This window comes from Mucilaginibacter sp. (assembly GCF_965277465.1).
GTDB lineage: Bacteria > Bacteroidota > Bacteroidia > Sphingobacteriales > Sphingobacteriaceae > Mucilaginibacter.
This window is the reverse complement of record NZ_CBDICW010000002.1, coordinates 450,636-474,304: the sequence shown is the minus strand read 5'-3', so window position 1 is coordinate 474,304 and position 23,669 is coordinate 450,636. Positions and strand designations below refer to the sequence as shown.

The 23,669-nt window shown below is 38.9% G+C and carries 24 protein-coding genes; 8 read left to right on the top strand and 16 right to left on the bottom strand.

Annotated features, from left to right (window positions below):
• Window positions 1–4 precede the first annotated feature (4 nt).
• Window positions 5–1,081 carry an ACR3 family arsenite efflux transporter gene (gene arsB / locus ACQY4U_RS14460; protein WP_428330150.1) on the top strand — a complete coding sequence of 359 codons (1,077 nt, stop codon included), beginning with the start codon at window positions 5–7 and terminating at the stop codon, window positions 1,079–1,081.
• The gene (locus ACQY4U_RS14455) at window positions 1,082–1,495 is read left to right on the top strand and encodes an arsenate reductase ArsC (RefSeq protein ID WP_428330149.1); all 414 of its coding nucleotides are present in this window, start codon (window positions 1,082–1,084) and stop codon (window positions 1,493–1,495) included.
• Here the strand turns inward: ACQY4U_RS14455 and ACQY4U_RS14450 are convergent.
• The gene (locus ACQY4U_RS14450) at window positions 1,484–1,903 is read right to left on the bottom strand and encodes a hypothetical protein (protein ID WP_428330148.1); all 420 of its coding nucleotides are present in this window, start codon (window positions 1,901–1,903) and stop codon (window positions 1,484–1,486) included. The genes ACQY4U_RS14455 and ACQY4U_RS14450 overlap by 12 nt on opposite strands.
• Window positions 1,904–2,219: 316 nt before the next feature.
• Here ACQY4U_RS14450 and ACQY4U_RS14445 point away from each other — a divergent pair, with 316 nt between their 5' ends.
• Entirely contained in the window at window positions 2,220–2,828 is a 609-nt protein-coding gene (locus ACQY4U_RS14445; protein WP_428330147.1) for a hypothetical protein, read from the top strand.
• Between the two features lie 134 nt (window positions 2,829–2,962).
• Here the strand turns inward: ACQY4U_RS14445 and phoU are convergent, their stop codons facing one another.
• The 6 genes from phoU to ACQY4U_RS14415 form a co-directional block, all read right to left on the bottom strand.
• On the bottom strand, window positions 2,963–3,649 hold the full coding sequence (gene phoU / locus ACQY4U_RS14440) for a phosphate signaling complex protein PhoU (RefSeq protein WP_428330146.1): 687 nt from the start codon (window positions 3,647–3,649) through the stop codon (window positions 2,963–2,965).
• 96 nt (window positions 3,650–3,745) lie between these two features.
• Complete coding sequence (pstB, locus tag ACQY4U_RS14435; protein ID WP_428330145.1) at window positions 3,746–4,504, bottom strand: phosphate ABC transporter ATP-binding protein PstB; 759 nt, start codon at window positions 4,502–4,504, stop codon at window positions 3,746–3,748.
• On the bottom strand, window positions 4,486–5,331 hold the full coding sequence (gene pstA, locus ACQY4U_RS14430) for a phosphate ABC transporter permease PstA (RefSeq protein ID WP_428330144.1): 846 nt from the start codon (window positions 5,329–5,331) through the stop codon (window positions 4,486–4,488). The genes pstB and pstA overlap by 19 nt, the downstream gene beginning before the upstream one ends.
• Window positions 5,332–5,335: 4 nt before the next feature.
• The gene (gene pstC / locus ACQY4U_RS14425; RefSeq protein WP_428330143.1) at window positions 5,336–6,250 is read right to left on the bottom strand and encodes a phosphate ABC transporter permease subunit PstC; all 915 of its coding nucleotides are present in this window, start codon (window positions 6,248–6,250) and stop codon (window positions 5,336–5,338) included.
• A 117-nt stretch (window positions 6,251–6,367) separates the two neighbouring features.
• The gene (gene pstS, locus ACQY4U_RS14420; RefSeq protein WP_428330142.1) at window positions 6,368–7,417 is read right to left on the bottom strand and encodes a phosphate ABC transporter substrate-binding protein PstS; all 1,050 of its coding nucleotides are present in this window, start codon (window positions 7,415–7,417) and stop codon (window positions 6,368–6,370) included.
• A gap of 102 nt (window positions 7,418–7,519) precedes the next feature.
• Window positions 7,520–8,992 carry a hypothetical protein gene (locus tag ACQY4U_RS14415; protein WP_428330141.1) on the bottom strand — a complete coding sequence of 491 codons (1,473 nt, stop codon included), beginning with the start codon at window positions 8,990–8,992 and terminating at the stop codon, window positions 7,520–7,522.
• Between the two features lie 304 nt (window positions 8,993–9,296).
• Between ACQY4U_RS14415 and ACQY4U_RS14410 the strand changes: the two genes are divergently transcribed.
• A complete protein-coding gene (locus ACQY4U_RS14410) occupies window positions 9,297–9,935 on the top strand; it encodes a DUF47 domain-containing protein (protein ID WP_428330140.1) in 639 nt (212 codons plus the stop codon).
• A 178-nt stretch (window positions 9,936–10,113) separates the two neighbouring features.
• On the opposite strand, the gene ACQY4U_RS14405 is transcribed toward ACQY4U_RS14410, so the two are convergent.
• Together ACQY4U_RS14405 and purU are read right to left on the bottom strand one after the other, a co-directional pair.
• Window positions 10,114–10,476 (bottom strand): hypothetical protein, encoded by a 363-nt coding sequence (locus ACQY4U_RS14405; RefSeq protein WP_428330139.1) that lies wholly within the window; start codon window positions 10,474–10,476, stop codon window positions 10,114–10,116.
• 142 nt (window positions 10,477–10,618) lie between these two features.
• Entirely contained in the window at window positions 10,619–11,446 is an 828-nt protein-coding gene (gene purU, locus ACQY4U_RS14400; RefSeq protein ID WP_428330138.1) for a formyltetrahydrofolate deformylase, read from the bottom strand.
• A 170-nt stretch (window positions 11,447–11,616) separates the two neighbouring features.
• Here purU and ACQY4U_RS14395 point away from each other — a divergent pair, with 170 nt between their 5' ends.
• Entirely contained in the window at window positions 11,617–11,814 is a 198-nt protein-coding gene (locus ACQY4U_RS14395) for a YqaE/Pmp3 family membrane protein (protein ID WP_428330137.1), read from the top strand.
• Between the two features lie 26 nt (window positions 11,815–11,840).
• Here ACQY4U_RS14395 and ACQY4U_RS14390 read toward each other — a convergent pair whose 3' ends face one another.
• The gene (locus ACQY4U_RS14390) at window positions 11,841–13,406 is read right to left on the bottom strand and encodes a M28 family peptidase (protein ID WP_428330136.1); all 1,566 of its coding nucleotides are present in this window, start codon (window positions 13,404–13,406) and stop codon (window positions 11,841–11,843) included.
• A 210-nt stretch (window positions 13,407–13,616) separates the two neighbouring features.
• Here ACQY4U_RS14390 and ACQY4U_RS14385 point away from each other — a divergent pair, with 210 nt between their 5' ends.
• Window positions 13,617–15,554 (top strand): tetratricopeptide repeat-containing sensor histidine kinase, encoded by a 1,938-nt coding sequence (locus ACQY4U_RS14385; protein ID WP_428330135.1) that lies wholly within the window; start codon window positions 13,617–13,619, stop codon window positions 15,552–15,554.
• 93 nt (window positions 15,555–15,647) lie between these two features.
• Window positions 15,648–16,154, top strand: a complete 507-nt coding sequence (locus ACQY4U_RS14380; protein WP_428330134.1) for an N-acetyltransferase family protein — start codon at window positions 15,648–15,650, stop codon at window positions 16,152–16,154.
• 36 nt (window positions 16,155–16,190) lie between these two features.
• Here the strand turns inward: ACQY4U_RS14380 and ACQY4U_RS14375 are convergent, their stop codons facing one another.
• The gene (locus ACQY4U_RS14375) at window positions 16,191–16,538 is read right to left on the bottom strand and encodes a DoxX family protein (RefSeq protein ID WP_428330133.1); all 348 of its coding nucleotides are present in this window, start codon (window positions 16,536–16,538) and stop codon (window positions 16,191–16,193) included.
• Complete coding sequence (locus ACQY4U_RS14370) at window positions 16,535–16,885, bottom strand: DoxX family protein (RefSeq protein WP_428330132.1); 351 nt, start codon at window positions 16,883–16,885, stop codon at window positions 16,535–16,537. The genes ACQY4U_RS14375 and ACQY4U_RS14370 overlap by 4 nt, the downstream gene beginning before the upstream one ends.
• Window positions 16,886–17,838: 953 nt before the next feature.
• Between ACQY4U_RS14370 and ACQY4U_RS14365 the strand changes: the two genes are divergently transcribed.
• A complete protein-coding gene (locus tag ACQY4U_RS14365; protein ID WP_428330131.1) occupies window positions 17,839–18,237 on the top strand; it encodes a hypothetical protein in 399 nt (132 codons plus the stop codon).
• A 100-nt stretch (window positions 18,238–18,337) separates the two neighbouring features.
• Here the strand turns inward: ACQY4U_RS14365 and ACQY4U_RS14360 are convergent, their stop codons facing one another.
• From ACQY4U_RS14360 to ACQY4U_RS14345, 4 genes are all read right to left on the bottom strand, one after another.
• Window positions 18,338–20,044: an ATP-binding protein gene (locus ACQY4U_RS14360; RefSeq protein WP_428330130.1), complete on the bottom strand. Its 1,707-nt coding sequence runs from the start codon at window positions 20,042–20,044 to the stop codon at window positions 18,338–18,340.
• Window positions 20,044–21,180 carry a sensor protein KdpD gene (locus ACQY4U_RS14355; RefSeq protein WP_428330129.1) on the bottom strand — a complete coding sequence of 379 codons (1,137 nt, stop codon included), beginning with the start codon at window positions 21,178–21,180 and terminating at the stop codon, window positions 20,044–20,046. Before ACQY4U_RS14355 ends, ACQY4U_RS14360 begins: the two co-directional genes overlap by 1 nt.
• Before the next feature lie 174 nt (window positions 21,181–21,354).
• Window positions 21,355–21,936, bottom strand: coding sequence for a hypothetical protein (locus ACQY4U_RS14350; RefSeq protein ID WP_428330128.1), 582 nt, complete (start codon window positions 21,934–21,936; stop codon window positions 21,355–21,357).
• A gap of 170 nt (window positions 21,937–22,106) precedes the next feature.
• A complete protein-coding gene (locus tag ACQY4U_RS14345; protein WP_428330127.1) occupies window positions 22,107–23,600 on the bottom strand; it encodes an outer membrane beta-barrel protein in 1,494 nt (497 codons plus the stop codon).
• Between the last annotated feature and the right edge of the window lie 69 nt (window positions 23,601–23,669).

Sequence of the window (23,669 nt, the reverse complement as noted above, 5' to 3'; positions counted from 1 at the left end):
ATAAATGAGTGCCAACAACTGCGCCCCCGCGGCCGAAAGAAAAAAACTAAACTTTTTAGATAGTTATTTAACCCTTTGGATCTTTATAGCTATGGCTATTGGGATAGGTATTGGTTATTTCATACCATCGTCTGCAGCATTTATTAACTCCTATTCAAGCGGCACAACTAACACGCCGTTGGCAATTGGCTTAATTTTAATGATGTACCCACCGCTTACCAAAGTTAAGTACGAAAACATGGGCGAAGTTTTTAAAGATACCAAAGTATTAAGCGCATCCTTAATACTTAACTGGATAGTTGGCCCCATACTAATGTTTGTTTTAGCTATTACGCTATTGCGCGATCACCCGGCGTATATGGTTGGTTTAATATTGATAGGCCTTGCCCGCTGCATAGCGATGGTTGTAGTATGGAACGAACTGGCCGAAGGTAACCGTGAATATGCCGCCGGCCTCATAGCCTTGAACAGCATTTTCCAAGTGTTACTTTACAGCGTTTATGCTTATCTTTTTATTACAGTGCTGCCCCCTTTATTTGGCTTAAAAGGCCTGGCAATAAATATCACCATTAGCGCAATTGCAAAAAGCGTAGGGATATACTTGGGGATCCCGTTTGCTGCCGGTGTAATCAGCCGTTATGCACTCATAAAAATTAAAGGTGCAGAATGGTTTCAAAATAAATATGTTCCGTTTATTTCGCCTGTTACGCTTATTGCATTACTTTTTACCATAGTAGTAATGTTTAGTTTAAAGGGAAGCCTTATTGTGCGCATCCCTATGGATGCCGTTCGCATCGCCATACCGCTGGTAATTTACTTTATTATCATGTTTTTACTCAGCTTTTTTATCGGTAAATCATTCGGGGCTGATTATTCAAGAAGTGCTTCTATTGCTTTTACCGCTACAGGCAATAATTTTGAATTGGCTATAGCCGTATCAATTGGTGTTTTTGGTATTAACAGCGGCGAAGCCTTTGCCGGGGTTATGGGGCCGCTGATTGAGGTACCTGCTTTAATTGCATTAGTTAACCTGGCCTTTTGGCTCCGTAATAAATATTATTCAACAGCAAATACTATATAAATGAACATACTTGTACTTTGTACCGGAAACAGCTGCCGCAGCCAGATAGCCGAGGGTTATTTAAGGCATTATGCAGGCGATAAAGCAACTATATACAGCGCGGGCATACAGGCGCATGGCTTAAACCCCAAAGCGGTACAGGTAATGGCCGAAGATGGTATTGATATTAGCGCGCATACATCAAATTTAGTAAGTGACTATGACCCGATCAGTTTTGATTATGTAATTACAGTTTGCGATAATGCGAATGAAGCTTGTCCGTATTTTCCGGGAAATGTTAACCGTTTGCATCAAAATTTTCCAGACCCGGCAAAAGCCATCGGTACGGATGATCAAATTATTGATGCGTTTAGAAATGTACGTGATATGATTAAAATTTACGCCGAAACATTTATCAATAACCTACCGGGTTAAACTTACCACGCGGCCAAACTGGCCACCAGGAGTAATGCCACGTGGCGCAGTTATTTTTAAAGTATGAGCAGTAAAATTGCTGATCTGGCTTAATTCGGGCACACCGTTTAATATGATGCCAAAGCCGCTTATGTTTAGCTGATTATTTGCTTGAATACTATAAGTTAACGTATCCAAAACGCTGCCCTCCTTAGTGTAAACAAGCCCGTCGGCAGTAAAGTTAAAGTAATCGCCGGGCTGTCCGATATAATTCACCGGGTGGTTATTATAACCTACCCCTGCGTATGTTGAATCACTTACAAGGTTCCATTTCCCGGTAATAGCAGCAATAGTGGTGTTCTCCTTTTTACACGCGTTTAAGGCAAGCATAAGGCCGATAATAAATAGTAATTTGATGGTGGTTTTCATGATTTACAAGCTGGGTATACTAACATTACGCATTACTAAAAGCTTTCGCTACAGTGCATTAAAATAATTTAATTATCAGATTAACTTATCTATTATTTTACCGAAATCCGGGTTAATTTCCACCAATTAATTTCTATAATTTAACCTATATTATATACCTTAATATAGAACGAAGCAATAATTTTAATAAATAATTTAATGAATTATCAAGAAATATTATCTTTAAGTTTTAGCTGTAGCACGTTTATATCAGGTTTAAAGTTTATTTTCATAATTTTTGGGTAACGTTTATATAATTTAATTCTATTAGTGCTTTATGGATCGCCATCAGCAAATCAATGATTTTTTAGTTAATTCTTCATTTTTTTATACCATCGCTATTGGTATGGATAGTAAATATGCTTATGTCAGCAATAATTATAATAAGAACTTTGACCAGTCTAACGGATCTTTATTAGGGAAAGATTTTTCAATAACACTGCATCCAGATGATATTGCTATTTGTGCAGAAGTAGGTATGAAATGTTTTGAGCAACCAGGAACACTTTTGCCGGCTACGCTGCGTAAGCACGACGGAAAGGGTGGATTTGTAATTACACAATGGGAAATGAAAGCTTATTTCGATTCAGAAGGACAACCGGAAGGTATTTTTTGTATTGGATATAATATTACCGAATACGTGGATACGCGTAGCCGTTTGGACAATGCAAAATCAGAAATAGCAGTAAAAAACGATCAGCTGAGTGAAATCGGCTTTATACAATCACATGTTATCCGCAAACCGCTGGCTAATATTATGGGGTTAACAAATGTGCTTGAATCAATGGAGTTAACAATCAATAACAGGCACGTTATAGAGATGATGATCTCAAGCGCGAAAGAGTTAGACGGAGTTATCAGAGAAATTTCTGATAAGGTTGATTAAAGCTTAAACAACAAAGGCGGATATTACATCCGCCTTGTTCCTCATTTAATCAATCAATTAAACCTAATTTGATTCTCTTAAAAATCTTTATATCTACCATTTGTAATTACAATGGCAGTTTATAACTGTTAACCTTATTCTTCGCCTTCAAGCTTTCTGTTACCGCTCTCAAGGTGTTTTAAAATTTTGGCCTCTACGTAAAAAATGATCTCTTCGGCAATATTTTTTGCCTGATCACCCACACGCTCCAACTTACGGATTATTGATAAAATGTACAGCGCCTCAGGTATTCCGTTCGTATCGCCTTTAATAAGTTCAGCAACGGTTGCCGGTGCACCTTCATTAATAGCATCTAATACATCATCGCGTTTAAATATGCTGCGGGCTAATGAGGTATCTTCTTTTTCAAAAGCGGTACGGGTATCTATCAATATATTGATAGCTTCTTCATACATCCGCAATAACGAGGTACTCTCTAATGCCGATACTTCAAAGTTTACAGACGAATCAACCACATACTTAGCAATACCGGCAGCTATATCACCTATACGCTCTAAATTGGTATTTATTTTAAGTGCGGCTAATAAAAATCTTAAGTCGATAGCCACAGGGCAATAAAGTGCGAAGATGTTTTCGCAATCCCTGTCAATCTTTAATTCAAAAGAGTTAACTCTTTTTTCTTTTATCAATACTTCGCGCGCAAGATCTTTATCATACTGGATCATGGCTTCTTTAGCCTTGTTCAGTTGCGACTGGACCAATATCCACATGCTAACCAATTCTTTTTTCAGCGCGCTAATTTCGTTTTCTAATGGTGTCATATTACCCCCTGTCTTCCCGTAGGAAGAATTTTTTTAAGTTTTTAACTAATTATTTATTAAAACTATCCGTTAAGCCATTTTGGGTGGCCCGGGCTATTAACTAAACCTGCCTGTAATATAATTTTGTGTACGTGTATCGGCCGGTGCTGTAAACATTTGCTTGGTATCATCAAACTCAACTAATTCGCCCATGTAAAAGAACGCCGTTTTATCACTAACACGTGCAGCCTGCTGCATATTGTGTGTTACAATGATAAGGGTATAGTTAGCTTTAAGCTCGTGAAACAACTGTTCAACACTTGAGGTTGATATTGGGTCTAATGCCGAGGTTGGCTCATCAAATAAAATAACCTCCGGCTCCATGGCAATGGCACGTGCAATACACAAACGCTGCTGCTGCCCGCCTGACAGGAAGGTTCCTTTTTTGTGTAATGAATCCTTAACCTCATTCCACAAAGCGGCTGATGTCAGGGATTTTTCCACTGTAACATCCAAATCAGCCTTGGGTATCTTAATCCCGTTAAGCTTGTAACCTGCAATAACGTTATCATAAATACTAAGGTTTGGGAAAGGGTTTGGCCTTTGAAAAACCATACCTATCTTATACCTTACGTATATAGGGTTCATGTTATAAACCTCATCGTCGTACAACTTTAACGATCCTTTAGCAGTAGCACCGGGTATTAATTCGTGCATGCGGTTTATACAACGCAAAAAGGTTGTTTTACCACAGCCTGATGGGCCCATAACCGCAATAACCTGATTTTTTTCTATCCCTATGGATACATCTTTTACCACGTGGTTATCGCCAAACCAGGCATTAAATTTTGAGGCACTTACAACTGTATGTTCCATTTTCTTGTAATAAGCTTTGTAGTTATGTTTAATATTAGTACAAACATTAATAATATGAATGATGCTCCCCAGGCAAGGTTATGCCAATCATCATACGGACTGGTAGCATAAGTATAAATTAAGTGGGGCAGGGTTTCCATTGGCTTGGTTACCGCGGTTGATAAATAAGGGTTACCAAAAGCAGTGAACAGCAACGGTGCGGTTTCGCCAATGATACGGGCTATTGAAAGCATAATACCTGACAAGATACCCGCAAACCCACATGGTACAATTACTTTTAATATTACCCTGTGGTAAGGCACACCTAACGATAAGGCTGCCTCTTTAAGTGATGGCGGCAATAAGCGCAGGGTTTGCTCGGTTGAGCGTATTACAATAGGCAGCATCATTATGGCTAAAGCTATACTACCAGATATTGCGCTGAAAGTTCCCAGCGGTTTCACTATCCAGAAGTATACCACTATACCCACAACAATTGAAGGTACACCCTGCAAAATATCAACACATAAACCGCTGTAATAAGCCAGTTTAGTATGAGGGTTTTCGCTAAGGTATATGCCGCAGAATATTCCTACAGGTATTGCCACCACTGATGACATTAACACAATAAGGAAACTACCTAATAAGGCATTACTTATACCACCGCCTGTTTCGCCAACCGGGGCAGGTACATTGGTTAAAAAGTGCCAGTTTACCTGGAATACACCTTGTTTTATTATATAAAGCAGTACAACTATCAGGGGCAGGGTTATAACAAATGCTAAAAACACAATAAACCCTTTAAATAGCATACTCTTGGTATTTCTTATTCCTATACGTGCATCCATCGGCTTAGTTATTAGTGAATTTTGTGATTATCCGTTTACCAATAAGGTTAATGATCACTGTTACAAAAAACAGTACTAAACCCAACTCAATCAATGCCGAAAGATATACGCTGTGATCGGCCTCGGTAAACTCATTGGCTATAACGCTGGCCATTGTATTACCCGGACCAAAGATGGCATCCTTTAGCGTACCTGCCACGGCGCTGGTATTACCAATAAGCATGGTAACAGCCATAGTTTCGCCAAGGGCACGGCCCAATGATAATAGCACACCTGCAAATAAACCTGAGCTTGTATAAGGCATAATTACGCTGCGGATTACCTCATAACGGGTAGCACCCAAAGCGTAAGCACCCTCTTTTAAAGGCGATGGCACCATTCGGATAAGCGTGATACCTAACGATGCTGCGTAAGGAATGATCATAACAGCCAGCACTAATGATGATGTTAAAACACCGATACCATAAGGGGCAACACCTATCTTAGCCTCAAATGTGCGGATGATAGGTACTAAAACAAATAAGCCCCAAAAACCATAAATGATTGAGGGAACAGCAGCAATAAGTTCGATAGAGTTTTTTAACAGGTTTGATAACCAGCCTTTTGGATTATACTCGCCAAGATATATTGAAATAGCATACGAAAAAGGGATGGAAATAATAAGTGCTATGAACGAAGTAAGCAACGTACCTATTAAAAATGGATAAGCACCATAAATATTTTGTACCGGATCCCAAACTTTACCCCACAAAAACCCAATACCAAGTGATTTGATGGATTCTCTGGATTGCCAAATTAAGGTTATTAAAATGCCGGTTACAATAAGCAGCATCAGCGCACTCATAATAACCAGTATACGCCTGAAAACGGTTTCCCATTTCATTTGGGTGTACGATAGGTCTAATCTTTTATTCTTCACAAAATTTGGGTTTTGTATTATTTATTCAAGAGTTAAGAGCCAGTATGCAAGAATAAAGATATAACTCCTTTTCCTTGCATCCTGACTCTTAGCACTTTTATTTATTTGCGTTATTAATTACAATATCGCTTTACCATCATAAGTAGCTGATTTTAATAGTTTTTCAGCAACTTTTAAGGCAGATTTTGAAAGCGGTGCATAATTTAAAGGCTCGCAATTTTTCTGACCATCGTGGATATTGAACCATAATAGTTTTAATAATTCTTTTGCTCTGCCAGCACTACGATCGCTGTATTTTTGCTCTTTGTAAATTAAAGCCCAGGTAAAGCTGGTAATAGGATAACCTTTAGGGTTATCAGTATTGGTTAATGAAACCTCAGCATTTGCAGGTAATTCAACATTGCTTGATGCTGTAGTAGTAGCCAAAGTTGGTGTAATAAATTTACCTGATTTGTTTTGTACATCGGCATAAGCCATTTTGTTTTGGATAGCATAAGCTAACTCATTGTAGCCAATAGCTCCGGGAGTTTGTTTAACTAAACCGGCAACACCTTCGTTACCTTTGCCACCTAAACCAGCTGGCCAGTTAACTGCTGATGCTTTACCAATTTTTGAAGCCCACTCAGGATTTACTTTGGTTAAGTAATCAGTAAAAATGAAAGAGGTACCGCTACCGTCTGAACGGTGGATAACTACGATAGGAAGATCAGGCAATTTAACGCCTTTGTTTGAAGCAGCAATTTCAGCACTGTTCCATTTAGTTATTTTACCTAAGTAAATATCAGCTAAATCTTTTCCTGTTAATTTTAAAGTTGCTACACCCGGTACATTGTAAGTAATTACAACCGCACCTGATGCCATTGGGATATGTAAAACCGGCACACCGATTTTTTTAGCTTGCTCAGCATTTAAAGGAGCATCAGAGCCACCAAAGTCAACTGTTTTGTTGGTTAACTGTAATATACCACCACCTGAACCGATAGACTGGTAGTTAACTTTTACGTTGGTTTTAGCGCCATACTCAGCAAATATTTTTGAAAAAAGCGGGTACACAAATGTACTGCCCGCACCTAACAAAGTATTGTCCTGAGCTGAAGCCGATAAGCTTACGCTGCTGGCAGCTAATGCTGCAACAACTGCTAACTTTAAACTTTTAATTACTTTCATTTTGATTTTGTTTGTTGTAAGTTTTAGTTTGATCCTTTTTATATAAAAACCTTTGCTATGCAGTTGCATTATTGCACTCAGCATAACAAAGGGGTATTAAAATTATTTACCAAATACGTAGTAGAAAGTAGCTCTGTAAACAAGGGTATGATCGCCGGTAACATAACCTGCTGTTGTAGCATCCCTGTTATCTTTAAAATCAATTAACCAGATGTTTGGCATAAAGTGAACTCCTTTAGCAGGGGTAAAATCTAAACCAGCAGTGTAAAATTTCTCTTTAACAACCGGGGTATATGAACCGTAGTTAGTGTTAACAGTGTAGCTGGTTGAACCGTTATAATCTTTATCAGGATTGTAAGTATCAAAACGAGCGAAGAAACCGATCTTATCTTTAACAATTGCGCCTCTTGCAAAAATTGATAATGCATTTACTGTAGCGTTTTCGCCAATTTTAGTAGTTGCATCGCTGATGCCGTTAGCAATTTTCTGCGTGTAAGCTTCAACACCTACTGTTAATTTTGGAGTAGTGTAAGCAGCAAATGCTTTAAACATATTGTGCTCCTGTGGGCCTAAGGCGTAAGTAGCAGCACCTGTTTTTGCATAATCTGCATAAAAGTCAACTACTAATTTTTTGTTAAGGAATTTACCCCAAAGATCTCCGTAAAATATTTTGTAGAAACCAGTGTTAGCATTTGCAGCTGATAATAAGCTTGAAGTGCTGTTGTTTGCTACCATTGCAACGTAACCAAAGTTTTTGGTTTTAACGTCAAATGTTCCTTGTAAGGCAGCACCTAAATCGTATGAGTTGTTTTTGTGAAAGTCAGTAATAGTTCTTTCAACTGAGCGGTAGCTCCATACGTTTTCTGATAATGTAGTTGGTGCGTTTGTACCTGGCTCGTTTAACGCGAAACCCGGGGTGCTCATTTCACCAACAACTAAATCCGTTCCTTCAAAAAGGTCTCTGTATCTTAAGTTAATGTTTTTGATAAAGAAAGCCATTTTATTATCGGCAAGGTTATCACCGTTAGGAATGGTTGTAGTAGTTGTAGTTGTTGTTTTACCTGTAACACCAGCTGCGCCAGTAATAGTAGTAGTGCTTACGCTGGTAAGTGTAGCAGGTGAAGTGTTTGCAGTTGGCTCAGTTGATAATAATAACTGTGCTTTGAATCTTTTGTTTATTTCGTAATCATAACCTAAATAAACACGACGAAGCTGGAAAGCATTTCTGCCGGTTGGTACACCCGCATAGTTACTTTCGCCACCACGGCCACCTTTATCAGCATGGGCATCATAGTATAAATCACCAAATGCGTAACCCCATATTCTTCTTTGAGGTTTCCATGAAGTATCTTCAGCAGCTTTATTCTCTTTTTTAACAGTGGCTTTGTCTTCGGCTTTAGCTTTTTGCTCTGCTTTTGCCTCAGCTTTTTGTTCAGCAGTTACAGATTCTGGAGCAGTAGTAGTAGTTGCTGCATCTGAATTTAAGCTGGTTGTTTGTGCTTTTACAGTAACACCTGCAAGGATTAAACCTGTAAGGAGTGCAGTACTAAAAAGTCTGGTAAACATTTTTTTCATAATCAATTATGGATTAAATAAATTTTTCTTCAAAAGTGCGGACATAGCATTATGTGAATGTTAAGGAATGATTAATATTTGGTGATATTATTTAAATGTTAACTTTATATAGATTGAGCCAAAAAATCAATAAAAACCAGTTATTTACTCACTTTTTAATAGTTAAATTGTTGATTACAAGTATTTTAAATTAAAGGTTAATTAATTTTTAATTGATAACATAGATTTAACATTGATCAATTTTTGTTTAATATGGTGTTAACATTGAGCTGTTATTTTTGGGTTTCCCATTAATAATCAGTGCATGAGGGTTTTATTTCAGGATTTTTTATCGAACAAGGCTATATTTTTCGATCTTTTTGATCAGGCTGCCAAAAACGTTGTTGAAATGGCAACAATGCTTGATACCGCTGTTAATACAAATACAGCAGCTGAACGCGAAATAATATTTAAGCACATTAATAAGAAGGAAGCCTTTGGTGATGACGTGACCCACAAAATATACCTGTATCTTAATAAAATAATGTTTCCGCCAATTAGCCGTAACGATATACACGCACTTGCCGCAGCAATTGATGATGTTGCCGATTATATAAAGGATGCGAGCGGAAAAATGTACCTGTACGATATTATTGACTTTGTACCCGCCATAAAACAAATAGCGGCTATTATATTAAATGCAGCTCTTGATTTGGAAAAGGCAGTTAACCTGCTGCGCTTAAACCGGCAAACAAGTATGATACTTGAATTATGCCGCGACATTAAAGGATTTGAACGCCAGGCCGACCGGATCTACTACCATGCAGTTGCCGACCTTTTTCTGAATGATAAAGATGCTATTAACCTGATAAAATACCGGGAGATACTGCACTCGCTCGAAACCACTGTTAACAAATGCAAAAGCGCTGCCGATACGGTAGAGGTTATTTTGATAAATAAGTAGCGGGGATATAATAGATATAACTGTTTTATAACCAAATAAACAAACGCTGAGTTTTACGCACACATGCTTCGAGTGACATGACAGGCTCTTTTGAAAACATACTGAAGTGTCATGGTGAGGTACTCGAACCATGGCGGGTAAAGGCCATTACTCGATGACAGTTGTTTACCTTATATAATCAGCCAGCCTTTTTCTTTTCGCCTAATCCTTGTTCCTTAAGTTCTTTAAGTTCCATTTCGTAGGCGCGCATGCGGGCATGCAGGATGTCCATTTCAGTGCGCATCATTTGTATCTCGGTAATGAGCTTGGCTGATTCGGGTTTGTTGATCTTTTTTTCGCCGGTACCGAGTATGAGCCACTCGGGCGAGTATTTTAGCTGGAAGCACAGCTTGCGGATAAGGTAGTAACTAACGTCCTGTTTTTTGTTGATTACCTTACTGATAAAACCCTGGTCAACTCCTATTGCGCCGGCAAGGGCAAGCTGCCCGCCATGTTCTTTTACAATAACCTTTAACCGTTTTACTATTGCTTCGTCAGACATTTATGGCGCAATAATAAACAAAGTAGCGGAATAGTCAAGAAATAAGATAAAAGAGAAAAAGACCGGCTTAAAATAAAAAAAGAGCGCTTTTAAAAAACCTTGTTAAACGGCATATAACAGCCATTTAGCTGTTAATTTGTTGCTATTCAAAAATAACGGTCTTGTTTTTATAAACAAATACCCTATCCTCAAAAACCAGCTTAAGTGCTTTGGCTAATACTGAAGTTTCAATCTCTTTACCTGACCGCACCATATCTGCAGCCGTAAAGGAATGGTTTACCGGTATTATTTGCTGCGCGATAATAGGCCCTTCATCCAACTCGTTTGATACAAAGTGGGCAGTGGCGCCTATCAGCTTAACACCACGCTCAAATGCCTGTCGGTATGGATTGGCCCCTATAAATGCCGGTAAAAACGAGTGGTGTATATTCACTATTCGCATTGGAAACTTTGCCACTAACATTGGTGACAGGATGCGCATAAATTTGGCAAGTACAATATAATCGGGCGCGTACTGCTCAACAACATCCGCTACCTGCGCTTCAAACTCATCCTTGCTTTTTTCAAGATGCGATATAAAATAGAAAGGTATATCAAACCGGTTACAAATATCCTGCAGTATGGTATGGTTACCTATAACGCATTGCACGGTGGCGCCAAGCGTACTGTAATAGTTACGAATCAATATATCAGACAGGCAATGGTACTCTTTGGTAACCATTACAATTACCTTTTTAGCCGGATTTGGGTTAATGGAGATCAATGCTCCTTCGGGTAGCAGGTTTCTGAATTGCTTTTCAATTTTTGCTTCGTCGTGGCCATCCTCAATATCCAAGCGCATAAAAAAAAGTCCTTCAGTACTATCCACATGCTCACGCATGTTTACAATGTTAAGATGGTGCTTAGCCAAAATGGCCGATATAGCCGCAACCAGCCCCACCTGGTCTTTACATTGAATTACAATTATCATAGCCTAATGATACAAAATATTATTAAAATTTAATATTTCTTTTTACGGGATAAGTGGCTTATGGTTAACAGGGGGCAATAAATTCAATTATTGGGCTGTAACATATCATGCCCGTCTTCGTCATATTATAAACAAGCAGTACGTTAGCTATTTAAATACAGCCATTGATCATGAGATACTTTTTATGCTTTCTGTTCCCGCCGGCAGCCATATTAACTACCGGAAAGATTGGGGCTTTTATACTTAACATTTTTCTGACCTTATTTTTCTGGATCCCCGGCGTTATCCATGCTATACTGGTTACCAATAAGTATTACGACGATAAACGCCACCGCCAGTTAATGCGTGCCACCCGAAGGGGCTATTAAAAGCCACTTAGTACAACTAACCATTTTTAAAAACCGTCAAAAACAAACTTTTCGGCAGGCATATCTTTACGTGGTAACATATCTGCCCTAACGCTGGTTTGGTAAACAAATGATGCTACTATAATAGCCGCCTGTTTCAGGTCGTCCATCTGTAAATGATCATAATTATCCATATTGCTATGGTGTGTGCGGGTTTCGTAATCAATAGGATCCTGGATAAACTGAAATCCCGGGATACCGGCCCAATCAAACGGAAGATGATCTGTTGACCCTGTATTTTTCAAGGTAACCGTTTGCGCCCCCATGCCATAAAAAGGCTTAAGCCATTGTTCAAAAATAGGTTTAACAGCCGTATTACCTTGCGCATAAATACCTCTTATTTTCCCTGTACCATTGTCGAGGTTAAAATATGCCGAAACATATTTCTGCTCGGGTTTTGCATCCCCGGGGTAAGCCGCCCTGAAATGGTTTTTCACATAATTGTATGATCCTAATACCCCCTGCTCCTCGCCGCTCCATAAAGCTATACGGATGGTGCGTTTAGGGTGCAGTTTAAGTGTTTGAATTAACCTTACAGCCTCCATCATAACGGTGCAGCCGGCACCATTATCAGTTGCCCCTGTTGATGATGCCCAGGCATCTAAATGGCCGCCAAGCATTACTAACTGGCTTTTTAATTTAGGGTCTGTTCCCGGTATTTCGGCAACCACGTTGTAAGCTGTAGGTGCATCGGTTGTAAACCGGCCTTTTATATTGATGCTGAGCTCAACATGCTGGCCACCCTCAACCATGCGTTTTATTTGTAAAGCATCTTCTATGCCCATACTAACCTTAGGTACGCCAATAGCATCATTAAGTTTATAACCTATATATCCCTGTACAAAAACAACCCCATTATTATTGCCCCCCTCTGTACTGATAACTGCTAAAACGCCGGTTTTTTTTAGCGCGGCACTGCTTTCCTGTAATACTTTAAAATAGGCTTTATACCTGTCAATCATAGCAACCGGTATCATATAGCTATCCTGCAGGGTATCAAGCTCTGCAGCTGTATATCGTTTTGCAGCAGGCTGAAAGTTTACATTAAAATCAACAGCAGGGCCGGTAACTAAAATTATTTTGCCTTTAAATTCAGCAGCATGCTTATCAATGTAACTGGCTTTAAACATATTAGCCTGGTCAACCAGTACTACTTCGCCTTGTTGCGGACCATTGGTATTACCTGTCCAGGGCTCGGGGTAGGCTATTACTACTTTGGTAAAGGGTTTGTTTACTACAATACTAAAATCCTCCAATTCCCAGCCTTTGCCAAACTCGCCCCAGGGCTCAAAAGCGGCGTTGGTAAGTCCCCATTTTTTCATTGTTGTAATGGCCCAGTCACCAGCTCTTTTAAAACCCGGCGAATTGGTAAGCCTTGAGCCAGCCGCATCTGTAAGATTATGCGCTATTTCGGGGATATGAGAGTTACTCAATTCTTCGTGCTTTATACGTGTAAATACGGCAGTATCAGGCATGTCCTGCTGCGCATAAACGCTAATGCTTAAAAATGAGCCAATGGCAACAGATATAGCTTTTAAGGCAATGTTTTTCATGATATGGTTGTTAATAAATAAACTTTTAATTAAGAACAAAAAATAAGCAATTTTCAGGCTGCGTTTGAATACTATCCACCTAACGATAAAACCCGGCAGGCTACAAGCAACTTACGGAAGTTAAATTTGGTTAATTTAGAGATAATTACCTAATAAATTGCTATTTTCACAACCGATATATTTCTATAAGCTTTACTACCGATTTGATAGATGCTTTTGAACAAATTTTTGCCTAAGCTATTTTTGTTTTTTTTGTTAACCTGCTGTTGCTTTATAGTTTGTGCGCAAACTGTAAATAGTAGCTTATTAAGCAAATGGCAACAAGCACGAACAGCAAAAACATATATTTCTGATACTACTAACATACGGTTACTTAACCAACTTTCAACACAATACCTTTACAATGATGCTGATAGTTCTTTATATTTTGCCCAAGAGGCCTTAAAACTTGCCGAGTATCAAAAACTTAATGTAGGACAGGCGGAGGCGCTCAACAGCATTAGCAAAACCTATTATGTAATGGGTAACTATATGCTATCGCTTGATGCTGCTACCCGGCTAATGGCCTTAAGCCACAAAATAAACTATCAGCCTGGTATTGGCTGGGCCTACCAGGTAATAGGCCTTATTTACCTTGCCCAAAATAAAACTGATATAGCTATAGCTAATTTTAATAAGGCCATTGCCATATTTATCAGTATTGGCGATAAATCAAAAACAGGCAAGGTATATTTTGATATTGCTTTAAGCTATGATGAAACCGGCCATCCTCAAAAAGCATTCCTGTATCTTGATAAGGCTCTTCAACTTGCTAAACAAACCAACGATAATGATTTGCTTTCAATGGCCCTTAACCGTAAAGGCGAAACCTATTTTCACCTAAAAAAATACCCGGAAGCCATATCATTTTACCAGCAGGTATTGAGCTCAAAACTCACCGATAAGTGGGAACAGGGCTTTGCTTACTCGGGCCTGGCACAAACGTATCAAAAGCTGGGGCAGTATAAACAGGCAATTATTAATGCGGGCTTGAGTCTTGCGCTATCAAAAAAAGTTAATTCTCAATCTGATGTGGTAAGAGCGCTTGCCATACTTGCAGAAAGCCATGCATCCCTAAAGGATTATAAAAATGCCTATCACTACCAGGTGCGGCTAAAAGAAGCAAGCGATAGTCTTTTTAACAATGAAAAAGAAAAAGAGATCAATTACCTTCAACTCAAAGATCAGCAGGTTGATAATATCCGTCTTAAAAAGGAACTAAAACAACGGGAAGACAGTATTGCTTTTAGCAAACGACTATTATTTTTCAGGAATCTGATAGCCGGGGTGGTGATTATATTTGTATTGGTAATTATTTATAACAACCGTAAAAAGACAATTTTAAACAGACTATTGCTAAAGCAGAACAATGATATAGCCGAACAAAAAGAAGAGATACTTACCCAAAAAGAAACATTGGGGCAACTTAACCATACTAAAAACCAGTTATTCTCGGTAATCAGCCATGATCTGCGCAGCCCATTTGCAACTATTATGCAGGCTATTGATGGGATAAAGGCTGGGGATATATCAAAAGAAGAACAAGACATACTGCTGGATAGCTTTTATCAGCAGGTAAGCCTGGTAAATATAATGGTGAATAACCTGTTGATATGGGCAAGCAGCCAGCAAGCCGGTATTAAAACTGAGATGGCCGATATTGATGCGGCGGCACTGGTTGCCGAAACTATTTCAGTTTGTAACTATCTTGCCAAAAACAAAAACATAATCCTTACGCATATTAATACCGGCGCTAAAATAGTACATGCTGATGCCGACCATGTAAAAATAATTGTGCAGAATTTAATAGGTAATGCTATAAAATTCACACCAGATGGCGGCGAGATCAAAATATTTTACACCAACGACGAATGCTGGCAGGTAATACATGTAAAAGATAACGGTACGGGCATTGCACCCGAAAAACTGGATAAGCTTTTTAAAGTGACGGGCAGAGAAATTTCGGGCTATGGGACCAATAAAGAAGCAGGTGCAGGCATAGGATTAGCCCTTATTAAACAGTTTGCCGATGCCAATAATGGCCATCTGGAAGTAAAAAGCACACCGGGCCAGGGATCTGAATTTTGTGTTTATTTAAGAAAGCCATAATTGGTTACTGCTGCTGAAATTAAAAAGATTGCCGCACAACTTTTACCCTGCCATCTGCTTAAAATAAACCTATTTTAGCAAAAAATCCTTCGTATGCTTATCCGCCTTGCCACACTCAAAGATATTCCGCAAATAATGCAGCTGATTGCCGAGGTTGTGCCCATTATGATAGCGTCAGGCAACTTTCAGTGGGACAATACTTATCCAAATGCCGAAGTTTTTGAGCGCGATATTGAACTTAACCAACTTTGGGTAGCTGATGTTGATGGAAACATTGCAGGCGTAACAGCTATTACTACCGATCAGGAACCCGAATATGCACAAGCGGGCTGGGATATTAACCAAACAGCCATAGTAACTCACCGCCTTGCCGTAAGTGCACAGTACCGTGGTTTGGGCATAGCCGCTGCATTATTGCAACAAGCCGAGGAAGTTGCTATAGAAAAAGGTATAGCTATACTTCGCGTTGATACCAATAGCAGCAACCAGGCAACGCAAAAGCTTTTCCCAAAACTTGGATATGTATTTGCCGGCGAAATTGGCCTTGGCTTTAGGCCCGGCATGCGTTTCTATTGTTATGAAAAAATCATTAGCCAATAGTCATGGAGCAATTGAGATATAGTTACTGTTAGCCTGTTAAAATTTTACGCCTAATGAGGCAATAAAAATATAAAGGTTGAGCAACATAAAAATAAAAGAAGGGGCAGATTGTAACAAGCCATCTTTCATTTTTAACCTTACGCCAAACCCCAGCAGCATTAAAAGAGATAGCCCGGCTGACGATACGCTTAATATAAGCACATACTTTAAACCAACCAATAAACCTACGGCACCCAAAAGCTGCAGGTAGCCTACAATGGGTTTAAATTTTCCTAATCCAAAGCGCTCAAACTCCGCTTTCATTGATGTATCAATTAAAAAAGCTATACCATAGTATAAAAAGGCCGCGCTTGAAATTAAAGTGAGTGTGGTTAATAAAGTCATGGTTTAATAATTCCGGAGTGAACTACCGCTACAAAAAGCGACAAAATTAAAAGCAGTAAGGATGGTATAAATTTAGGTAATGGATTTTTAACTCTTACATGTGCCATTTGGGCACAAACCATTAAAAGAGCCATTATTAAAGCAGGTATCATTACCAGTAGCGGGTACCAAATCCCTGCCACTAACAGGGTTGATAAGGATATTTTTGTGGCACCAACAATATTGCGTACCAGATCAGAAATACCATACTGTTTAAATTCTATTACAATATTATCATAACGCAGCACCCATACATACACAATTGACAGTGCTATAACTAATTGAGCAATATTTGAAATATAGATCATTTTTTTATGGTTTTAATAAGATGTTAGGAAACATGGTATATAATACCGGGCTGAATGATTTAGCTATCCAACCCGGTTTAAGTTATTGGTATTAAGCCTTTTTTTTGTGCTGCTGGCCTGTTTGAGCCATAAATAAGGTAATAGCAAAGCCAACATATAATACCGTAACAATAACGGTTAGGATGATTAAATCTAAGTTTCCCATATTAGTTTTGCTTTTTTAGGTTGAAATAAATTAATAAACCTACCATAGTAGGTGGCCATAGCCCTATAAATATGGCCCGTTCATGATCTTTTAAAACGATGTAATAATATTCGGAGATGAATATTATTATAATAATCAACGTTAAGATGGCAAATTCAATTTTTGATATTTTATTCATATTAGGTTTTATAAGTACTGTATTTTAAAATTCAATGTTTACTGCAAACCAAAATCTATATTTATTAAATATTATTAATAGCAAAGCCAGCCCTGTTTTTAAAACATAGTTATATATGTTAAAAACAACGAATACAAAAATCACACAGATCAGCTGTTAGCTGTGTAATTACTTTACAGCTATAAATAGCTGGTTATTAAATTGTAAGGATTTTAGGGAAAAGAAACTAAAAGGATATGTAATGTGATTGCTATGCAAGCTAACTATAACTTTTGGCGTATTAACTATTGTTTGATAATATATATATAGTTTATAATAATTATTATATAAGCAACTAAAAATATAAGCCATTTATAAAGCTGAAGCCTCCCAGTTTTAAGACCATGCACTAAGTAATATAATAAGGGATAAAAAATTGTACTGTTATTTAATTATAGCCGATATTTTAACCAATTGTTAATAAAGCGGTTAAAGTTTAAAAGTTTTTAAAAATAAGCGTAACCCCTTAAACCATAGTAGCGTAAACAGCAGTAATTAAGGATAGTCTGATTTATTGATACGCACAAAGTTATGGACATATTTTTTTTCTTTTTGGTGGCTGGTGTAACCATAGTAGTTTTGATTTTAAAGTTTGATAAAAAACAAACCGTAAAGGTTAACACCGTTTTAAGGGAAAGCCGGAGCGTGCCGCCAATGTTTATGCTTAAACTAACAGAGCAAAAAATTCAAACCCTTAAAGCTGCCATGCGTTTTGACGATGTGCCACAAAATATGGCCCACTCTGCATCAATGAATGATATTTATAATAATGGGAACGAAGCCCTGCGTTTATCAAAGGTGCAGGAATTAAAATTGCTTTCGGCAAAGTACAATAACGGCCAAATATCAATTGACGCTTATAACCAAAAGCTTGATGAACTTATTAATATGGTACATCAAAATAGCAGCGCATTTGTAATGGCCAGCTAATTGCCGCTAAAAAATAAATGCTTTAGCCAAACAATGCCTTAATAGCAATGCCCGACTAAAGCAGAAGATAACAAATATACTACAGCTGCAAACAGCCGGATTAAACCCTTTTCAGCGTAAAGAAAAACCTGCTGCCCTCGCCCATTTCGCTTTCAACACTAATTTTACCGGCCTGTGCTTCAATAAAATCTTTTGCTATGGCAAGGCCAAGGCCCGTACCGGTTTGCTCAGTCGTAGCACCCGGAACTTTAAAGTAGCGCTCAAATATGCGCGATAAATAACGCTCATCAATACCACGGCCATGATCCTGTACCGAAAACTCAATTTCATCGGGCTTCTGTTTCTTAACTACCAGATCAACCGTTGATTTTTCGTGACTGTATTTTATAGCATTCGAGAGCAGGTTGATTAATACCCAGGTAGTTTTATCAAGGTCGGCATGTACTTCGGGCAGGTTCTCATCGCACTTAACGTTAATGGTAACCTGTTTTTGTTCGGCTGTTGTTTTCAGGGCTTTAACGGTATAGTCAACAATGTTTTTTGGGTGTGTACTGCCAAAGTTTAGTTGTAGCTTCCCCGTTTCAACCTGTGCCATATCCAGCAGTTCGCCGGTTATTTGCAGCAGGCGTTTGGCATCCTCATCAATATTCTCCAATAACTGGCGCTGTTCGCTGTTAACTGCCCCAATGCGACTATCTTCCAACAGTTTTAAACTCATTTTTATAGATGATATTGGTGTTTTTAACTCGTGCGATATGGTGGCGATGAAATTAGTTTTAGCCTCATCGAGTTGCTGAAATTCAGTTATGTTTTTCAGGATGATCACGCTGCCTATCACTTTATCTTTACTGGTAACAGCCAATACATCTTTTGAGTAATAACTTTCGCGGTTATCAGCATATATCTTCATTTTATGCTGTTCGTTTACCAGCAGGTTGCGCAGCAAGTCATTTTCGAGTGCAATATCAGGGGCATATTTGCCAGTCAGCTTTTGTTCTGGCAGGCCAATTAGCGTACAGGCAACTTCGTTGGCAAAAATGATGAATGATTTTTCGTCGAGCCCTAAAATAGCATCGTGCATGGAGTTAATAATGGTTTCTATCCGTTTCTTTTCAAAAAGGATACTGGCCAGGTTACTATTCTCGTACTCATCAAGCTTATGGGTCATATTATTAAACGCCTCGCCTAATTCGCCAAATTCATCGTTTGATGTAAAGTTAAGTTCCTGGTGATAGTTGCGTTTGGATACCTCTTTTATACGGTGGGTAAGCTCCTTTATAGGGTTGGCAATATACCCCGGAAAGTTTACCACAAAACTAAACGATACTAAAAACAAAAACGAGCCTACAAAAGCTACCAGCATAGTAGCCTTGCTGGCCGTTGCCGATGCTACGGCATCTTTACGTTCAATGGCCGTCATATTCAATTGCATTATACCGTAAATAAGCTGCTTAATATCGCTGCGCAGCAGGGCTTGCCTGTTGGCATCGGTAGCGGCTTTAAGCTGCTGATATTTTGAGGTTAATGAGTCGGTAAGCTGTACTTCGCCGCGTTCTGTAATGTTATGCTGCTGTTTGGCTAGGTTATCATTAATTATGGTTATTTGCTCTGCGTTTAAAGCACCGGTGCTGCCATCAATAGCGCTGCCAATGTTTTTGGTATATTGTACGCTTTTGTAGTTGTCTTTAAGTATGGCCCTTGCATCAGCCGAAAGGCGGTTAAGAAAATAGATAGACAAGCCGCAGCATAATAGTGCCAGCAAAAACAAAAAACTGAAGCCGGCACGGAGTTTACTTTTAATTGTCATTATGATAGTATTACAAGGTCAATGTGTGTTTGTGACATTTTGTTAAGCAGTTGGGTAAATACAGCTGTTTTCATTACCAGCTGGTAAAACTTAAAATGGGGCTTGCCAAGGCAAATGGTTGTTATGTCGTACTTTTCGGCAGTTTCCCAAATTGTTTTTGCAATATTATCGCTTTTTATCTTTAAAACTTTGCCTCCCAACTGCGTAGCCAGCTTTAAATTATTGATCAGGTGCCTTTGCGATGCCAGGTTTATTTTATCGCTGCTTTCGTTTGATGTTTGAACGTAAAGCAAATACCATTTTGAGCGGTAATAAGAGGCCAGCCTGGCCGTTTTACGGATTATTATTTTAGCCGATTCTTCGTTGGTGCTTATGCAGGCTAAAAATAACTCGGGGCGCAGTTTGATGGTTTTGGGTACTTCCACATCAATTTTGCGGTTTACCTGGTGGGCTACTTCTCGCAGGGCGAGCTCCCGAAGCTGCAGTATCTTTTCTGTCTGAAAAAAGTTGTTCAGCGCCAGCGGGATCTTCTTTTCATCATATATTTTACCTTCTTTAAGGCGGTCAATCAGCTCATCGGCAGTAAGGTCAATATTAACTACCTCATCGGCCATTTGCAAAACCTTATCGGGTATGCGTTCATTAATTGCTACGCCGGTTATGCTTTCGGCTTCGGCATTAAGGCTTTCAATGTGCTGTATGTTTACGGCGCTTATTACATTTATGCCTGCATTTAAAATCTCAACAACATCCTGCCAGCGTTTTTCGTTCTGGCTGCCTTCAATATTGGTATGGGCCAGTTCATCAACCACCACCACTTCGGGGCGCAGGCTAATAATGGCCTTCAAATCCATCTCCTCCAACTCCTTGCCTTTGTAAAATAGTTTACGGCGTGGTATAACAGGCAGGCCATCCATCAGCGCTTCGGTTTCTTTTCGTTTATGCGTTTCTACATAACCAATTTTAACGTCAATACCATTGCGCAGCAGGGTTTGTGTTTCGAGCAGCATGCGGTAGGTTTTACCTACACCGGCGCTCATGCCTATGTAGATCTTGAACTTCCCCCGTCGTGACCGTTTGATCAGTTCCAGGAAATGCTCAACCGACTGCTCCTTCTTTTCTTCTTCGTCAGACATTTTTTTTCTTTTATTTCATTCCGCTTAAGCAAATATAATTAAGCAAGCAAAGGGGGCGCACCAAACACCCCCTTCTATACGCAAACTTCAATCAAACTAAATATAATCAACCAAACTAATCAACTATAAATATAGCCTGCGCACTTTCTTAAATAGCTTTTAAGGGCCAGTATATTATTTTAAGCTTTCGGCATATATTTCTTTTATCTTGTACTCTGCCGATACATTGTCGTAAGCATCAAGCCTGATGTCGGCTTTTGATTCAACTTCAATCATATTCCTGAATTTTTGATTTTTGGGGAAAGCCACCGCAATATTCTCAGGTGTTAAAGGCATTATGCTACTGTTGCTTTTTGTGCTAAAATAATAGGTACGCAATGGTTTTGGTCCTTTGCCTTCTTGTACCAGCCTGTCGTAACCGTAAATATAAAAGCCGGTAGTATCAACTATCTGGTAGGCTTTGTTATCAAAAAAGCGGTAATCGTTATTGTTGGCATCGTGGTAACCAAATAACTCGCTTTTTGGCAGTTGCTTTTTTTTACCATTATTAATGATGGTAACGTTTTTTTGACCAATAAATTCGTGGATAACTAATTTAGTGCCCTTCGGCTCATCAGATGTGTAACTTAATTTATGGTGCAGATAATCGTTGTAGGTTAAGTATAAACCTGTTGTTTGTTTTTGGGCAAATGAATTTTGTACTGATACTGCTGCTAATATGAAAAGAAGTGTCAGGGGAAGTTTTAACTTTTTCATTTTTCTATTTATTAATTTTTATTGTTGTTATAAACACGGCTGCCCGCGTGGCAGCCGCTTTATATTTTTAGCGTTTTAAAACGGATTATTAAATCCATAGCTGCCAATTTCTGGTCTTTTTAGTACCGTTATCGTACGGGGTGATACCATCGGCACTTTTATTTTTTTTGTTAAAACCGGGCTATTAAAGCAAGTATTACCCGTGTTTCGGAATGTACTAAGTCAAATGGAACAAAATTTGGATTAGGCACCGACTGTCCCTGGGCATTTGTAATATTAACTGGATTCGGTATGTACGAGTTAGGGTTAAAAGATGTCGCAGGATTAGCAGTGTAACCAGTAGGACCGCTCACGCCTCCCGGGCCGTTAAAATAAGGTATATTCATAAAACGGTGCACAAATTCCATACGAAGAGTTAAGAACTGATTAGGGCTGTAGTCCACAGTAGCTGACGCATCCCATCCGGACATTTTTGCACCGGGTGTTGAAGCTGCCAAAAACGAGTCAGTGGCTAATCCCGGCGGCACCAATGCCAGATACCTGCTTGGATTAGATATAAAACCTCCACCTATTGTGGTGCCCCACTTCATACCCTCTCCATACCAAAGTCTATTGTAAGCCATCAAACCAATCATATTAGATGCATTTTTTCCGAAAGGCTGATAAACAACACCTCCCGGCGCGGTACCATTTTGAAAGCCAAAGTCTCCCGTTAAAGAAAACGCTGCACGTTTAATTCCTGATCCTTTTTTATCTAAAGCATCAAAATACAGATATTGGACAGAGTTGTCTGTATGATATCTTTTTACTCCTGGCGCGCCAGCTACATCAGTACCGAAATAGTTATTTGATACAATCTTAACAGATCCGTTAGGGCTGTGAGTATATGAAAAACCTAAGCCAGGCAGTTTGTTGAAATTTGCGTATGATTGCCAACCGTTAATTATCCAAACCTCAAGTTTAGTCTTAACTGAAGGAAACATCTGTATACGTATACCATTAAAGAACCAAGGGGTATTATCTGATAAATAAGAAGGCTGATAACTCCAGTTTTCGAAGCTATTGTATGATAGCAAACCTATGTACGACTGAAAAATACCCATATCGACATTTATTCCATGCCAGGTATCAAAATGATAACCAGCGTATGCCTCACTTAAGTAACGATAGGCATCGGGTAAGTCATACTGCCCTTTGTATGCACTATAGTCGTTACGTGCCACTTCAGTTGCGCGTGTTCCAAATTGGGTCATGATTCTACCGCGTATGTGATCGTAGTGAAAGTCACCCCCAATAGCAATGTAATTAACATCAATTTCGTTGTTTCGAGCTAAAGCAGTTGAACCTGCAACAGTATTATCGATAGGGTTATTATTTGAACGGGTGTAATTCAAATCAAATGTGAAGTCTCCGGTAAAATAAGCATTATCCAATAATTTTGAACTTTGCCGGTTATTTCCATTGAGCCACGAAAAATCTGCAAAGGAAAACGGTTGCGAGTTGGCGTTAGCAGTTTTAATAGAGTCGGCCTTCCGGGTTGAATCAGCTTTGAATTTACCGGCGTCGGCTTTGAACATGTCGTTTACCGAATTGTTGGTAGTTTGACCATCAACTTTTAATACAATAATTGCAAGGGCTGCAATTGTTAGTAATTGTTTTTTCATTTTTATACTTATTAAATAAGGGGTTACATGGTGATGTTTCAGGGGTTCACCAACCCATAACCATTATTG